General features: G+C 65.4%; 3 protein-coding genes. 2 read left to right on the top strand and 1 reads right to left on the bottom strand.

Annotated elements, in window-relative coordinates:
- Window positions 1-39 precede the first annotated feature (39 nt).
- Window positions 40-966 carry an IS4 family transposase gene (locus ABZ453_RS50395; RefSeq protein ID WP_359026711.1) on the top strand — a complete coding sequence of 309 codons (927 nt, stop codon included), beginning with the start codon at window positions 40-42 and terminating at the stop codon, window positions 964-966.
- Between the two features lie 813 nt (window positions 967-1,779).
- On the opposite strand, the gene ABZ453_RS50390 is transcribed toward ABZ453_RS50395, so the two are convergent.
- A complete protein-coding gene (locus ABZ453_RS50390; RefSeq protein ID WP_359026709.1) occupies window positions 1,780-3,108 on the bottom strand; it encodes an IS701 family transposase in 1,329 nt (442 codons plus the stop codon).
- 1,023 nt (window positions 3,109-4,131) lie between these two features.
- Here ABZ453_RS50390 and ABZ453_RS50385 point away from each other — a divergent pair.
- Complete coding sequence (locus ABZ453_RS50385; protein WP_359026707.1) at window positions 4,132-4,797, top strand: response regulator transcription factor; 666 nt, start codon at window positions 4,132-4,134, stop codon at window positions 4,795-4,797.
- Window positions 4,798-4,990 lie beyond the last annotated feature (193 nt).

Genomic DNA, 4,990 nt, shown 5'->3' with positions numbered 1-4,990 from the left:
AAGGCGAGCTGGACACCCGATCGGGCGGGGCCACCGTCCCTGGCCTGCGGATTCCGGTGGCTTGATCCCCTACACCACCTGGCTGGACGCCATCCGGGATACCGGGTGGTCTTGCGGACCCTGACCGACAAACTGCGGCACCTGCCGTGCGGCCTCGTCCAGCGCCTGCCCACCAGTTCGGCCCTCACCAGAGCCCGCCAGCGCCTGGGCGACAAGCCGTTTCAGACGCTCTTTGAACGCCGGTGCGGCGCCCGGGCGGCACCCACGACACCCGGAGCGTTCGCCTTCGGCTTGCGGCTGGTCGCCTGGGACGGCACCGCGCTGGACGTGCCGGACACCACCGAGAATGCCGCCACGTTCGGATTCACGGGCCGCGACGGCATCAACAAGAGCGGAAACCCACAGGTCAGGCTGATGGCCCTGATCGAGTGCGGCACCCACGCCATCATCGACGCGGCCTTCGACTCGATCGCCAGATTCAGCGAGCACAAGCTCGCCCGCCGCCTGCTCGCTTCCCTGCGGCCCGGCATACTGCTGCTGGCCGACCGCAACTTCGCCGGCCATGAACTATGGGGCCTGGTCGAGGCGACCGGCTGCCACCTCGCCTGGCGGATCAAGAAGAACCTCGTCCTGCCACCATTGTGGGTTCTGCCCGACGGCTCGTACGTGTCCGTCATGCCCACCCCGGCCGAAGGCCAGCGCCTGGGCGACGCCCGCTTCCATGGCCGCACCCCGACAGGGCTGCCCAAAGGACACCTCGTGCGCATCGTCGACTACACCGTCACGGTCCGGCCCCAGCACGGGCCGGTGCAGGTGGAGAAGTTCCGCCTCGCGACCAGCCTGCTCGATCACCGGCACGCGCCCGCACGGCAGTTGGCCCAGCTCTACCACCAGCGCTGGGCCATCGAGATGTGTCAACCACAGTGCACTCCCGATCCGCCCTCCAAGCGCAGGGTCTTTGCGTGATCGTGTTCTGTCCGGTTTCGTTAGGTGAGACCGAGGGCTGACAGAGGCCGTTGGTAGTCGCGGGTGGTGTGGCGGAGGGCGGCGGCGATGTTGGTGCGGCCGTCCTAGCGGTGGACGCTGATCGCGAGGTTGCGCAGGCTGGCCATAGTGCGGGGCAAACGGCCGGTGCGGATCTTTAAGTCGTCCTCGTGGTAGGTCCGGTCCCGGACGTGGTGCAGAAGGTTCTCGATGTGCCAGTGGCCTCCGAGCCAGGAGGCGGGTTGGGCGCCGGTGGCTTCGCCCGGCGCGAGGCTGGCGGTGCGGCAAGGGCGTTTGCCGGAGGTCGTCTTGTCTGGTCCGTTCGGCCGCCATGGGTTGATCTTTTGTCCCCTTGTGGAACGGCGCCCCAGGATCCGACCCACACTCTGTCCGGGGTGTTGTCATTCGTCCGTCGAAGAGGTTCGGGATGGTGACGCAGCACGATGACACATCCGGTGGCTTCGATGACGTTTCATTGCCGCCAGCCGACGTGAAGGTGCGTTCGCGGTATACCGTGCCGGGTCGTATGTGACCGTAACGATCGCTCTGGCCCTGGTCCCCTTCGTCCAGGCTGTCGCCGCCGCTCTGGGGAGCAAGCTCGCTGATGCGATCGACGGCAGCACCCGTGGGGCTGTGCGTCGGCTCTTGAGCCAAGTGCGACACCAACCTCGCATACCGGCGCCACCGCCGGGGACAGATCCGCTGGAGTTCAGCGTGCGCGTCAGCGTGGCACTCCTCGCACACCATGATCAGAAAGCTCAGCAGCGGCTATCTGCAGCTGCCGTAACAGTCCCTTCAGTCGTAGATCGGCGTGCTCGCTGTAGTTCGTGGCTCGCTCGTGGGCGGTGGCCGGGCGGAGTCGTGGCGTCGTCTGCGGTGGCAGGCCCGGGCGATGGCCTGGTGGAGGCGGCGCCATCGCGACCAGTGCAGACCGTGGCGGATCCGTCCCTCACGAGTTGGCTGACGGTCCATCAGGACGAGGAGGCGGGCGATCTCGAAGGCGGTGAGGGTGATCGGGGCGAGTCCACCGAGGAGGGTGGGGTCACTGCGGGCCCCCTGTGTGGGATGGACCGGACTGCTCGCCGCAGCGTTCGGCGGCGGCCTGGACGGCCAGGAACGCCGCGGCCAGCTGGGACAGGGTGATGTGCCGATACCAGCCGTGGAAGTGACGTACCTCGAGTCGGCCATCCCGGCGGCCGACTTCGCCAGCTTGATCGCCTCCTCCACCCGCCAGCGGGCACCGGGGACCAGCACGAGATCTTCCACCGAGGTGTCCTCCGGGCCCCAGCCCAGGTAGTAGTCCCGCTCATCCGGCGTCTCGGGGCGGCGCCGGGCAAGCAGCCAGCGGGCCCGTCCACTGCCGACGGCCGCGTCCGGGGCGGGTATCCGGCGCACCCACCACTGCCAGGTGCGGGAGTCCAGTTGGGATGGGCCGGCCGGCAGCTCGTCCCACTCGTCCTCGGCCGCGCAGCGTTCGACGAGGCGGGCGATATGCCGCCAGCCCGGGCGGGGCAGCACACTCTGGTTGGCCTGCACCGTCACCACGTAGCGCAGGTCATGGTCCTCCAGGTGGCGGCGGAAGGCGCCGTCGCGGCCGTAGACCTCGTCCGCGGCCACCCACACCTGCCCCTGGGGCAGGTCCGGCACCGCCCGGTCGATCATCTGCTCGGCCAGGCGCGGCTTGACGGCGAAACCGACCCGGTCCGGGACACGAGCGCGGCGGCACCGCTCGCGATCCTCGGTCCACTCGCGGGGCAAGTACAGCTCCCGGTCGATCAAAGCCTGCCCGATGCCAGTGGCCCAGGCGGCCATCACGCCCACCTGACAAGGGAAAACTCCCCCCAGGGCACCGGAGTACTGCCGCGCGACCCCGGCCGAGGCACTGCCGCGCTTGGCAAAGCCGGTCTCGTCGACCACCAGCACACCCGACCCGCTGGGCCCGGCCCCCAGCCCGCCGTCCTCAAGCCCGGCGATCACATAACGGCGGGTGAAGTCCCGCAGCACCTCCGCGTCCCACACCGCGCGATCCAGCAAGTGCTGCTGCCCCCAGGGGGTGTCCTCGCCGATGTACTCGGAGATCTGCCAGCCGTTCTTGCGGGACAGCGGGGCCAGCAGGCCGCGCACGCACGCCGCGCCCGCCCCCACAGATCAGTGCGAGGGAAGATCCAGGCGATGTCGAGCAGTAGGCCATCGAGCTGGTCAGCGATCCCCGCAGCACGCTCCAGGTCCGTGACCTCCGTCGCAAGGTCGAGTAACTCCGCCTTCATATCCGGCAGTTACCCCCGGCACGAGATCGACGAACTACAGCGAGCACGCCGATTTACGACTGAAGGGACAGTGGCAGGTAGTTGTTGCCGTGGTACGCGGCCACCGCCTCGTGCGAAGCGCTCAGCGCCGCGAGGCCTCGACCAGCGGTGAGCGCCGCCAAGACCATCTCCTCAATCCGCGCCGTTGTGGAACATCTCGTTCACCTCGTCCCAAGCCTAGATGTACGGCACTTTTCGAACCAATAAGCATCGATTTTTCGGGGAGCTTCAGATGGCGTCCAGCCAGGTGGTGTAGGGGATCCCACCGGAATCCGCAGGCCAGGGACGGTGGCCCCGCCCGATCGGGTGTCCAGCTCGTCTTACCGGCACGCTTCGTGGGCTGTCGCCAACAGGCAGATCGCCGTGGGCCTCGAACCGGAACGCGCAGCGCTTGATCCCCTACACCACGTCGCGGGACACGACCGAGCTTCAAACCGCGGCAGGCATCGTGTGGTCGATGGCTCGCACTTCGACCGAACCGAACCGAACTGCTACCCGCCCGTACCGAACCGTACGAGCCGGTACCACGAGATGCGGGGGCATCGGCCGACATCGGTTGACCGACGCTGCCATACATTCATAGGCTCAAGAAAGATGACGCACAGAATTTACCTGAGCAGTCCGAGGTGCTCCGGAGGGTTGGACTTTAACCGCAGTCGAAATCAACCGCGGTATGTCTGCAGGATCCGCGAGCTGAGCCCTTTAATATCCGTGAGTAGATTTCTGCACGGTTATCGCCACTCCCCGCGCCACTACAGTAACGACAAGAAGTCCCTCTCAGCACCAAAGCGCTCAGCCGCTTCCGGTCACTGACGTCACTGAATACGGAGGTTGATTGGTTATGCTCAAGCAGTCGCCTAATGGCTCACTTTCGGCCGTGGCTATTGTCAGCCCTGGCGACCGTCAGTCGTTTAATGATCAATGTCCCTCTTGGATCAGGTGCACGCCCAACCTTGCAGAGGTTAAAGTCACTGACGAGGTTGTCGTGTTTTACGGCGCCAAAATGGGGTCATCTGTTCAGAAGCTTAAGGGTCTCCTTGGAAAATCGATGCCGCCCGTCCTTGCCTTGGCAACCATGTTTGATCGCGACGATGCCATCGCTGCGTTGCGTGGTGGTGCTCGCAGCTATCTCGTTCCGAATCGATGCCCTGGTAATTTACTGTGGGCAATAAAAGCGACTGCTTACGGCGCTGCTCTCCTCGATCCCGAGGTCACATCGCTGTTGATTCGTGAAGGCATAGCAAAATCACCAACTGTATCCACGAGCCTAACCGTAGCCACGAATAGGTCTGGAGCCGTGACAAGACTCTCTCCCCGAGAGAGTCAAGTCATGGAGCAGCTCGCTGCTGGACGCAGCGTTGCCGAGGTAGCCGATCGGCTGGCTCTGACGGAGAAGACAGTACGGAACTATCTAAGCAGTATTTACGCGAAGCTGAATGTACGCCGTCAAGCTGAGGCGATCCTGATGTGGCTGGGGCGCTTGCCTCTTGAAGGAAGATACTCTTGAGGGTGTCTAGCCTCGATCTTTCTTGACGGTCTGCCGACGGAGTCGGCAGACCGTTTCGTGTTCCGTGGCTGCTGGTGGGCAGGCCGGTAGCCCGACTGCAGGGACTTTGCGTGTAGTCGATCTGTCCGGTTGATCACGTGATTCCGAGGGCTGTGAGGGGTCGTTGTGGGTCGCGGGCGGTGTAGCGGCAGGC

Source organism: Streptomyces sp. NPDC005799, assembly GCF_040630525.1.
Lineage (GTDB): Bacteria > Actinomycetota > Actinomycetes > Streptomycetales > Streptomycetaceae > Streptomyces > Streptomyces griseorubiginosus_B.
The sequence above is the reverse complement of the archived record's forward strand: the minus strand, read 5'-3'. Positions and strand labels throughout refer to the sequence as shown.

Excerpts from the sequence above, each read along its gene's own strand:
- ABZ453_RS50385 (WP_359026707.1), top strand. The coding sequence starts at position 4,132 with ATGCTCAAGCAGTCGCCTAATGGCTCACTTTCGGCCGTGGCTATTGTC.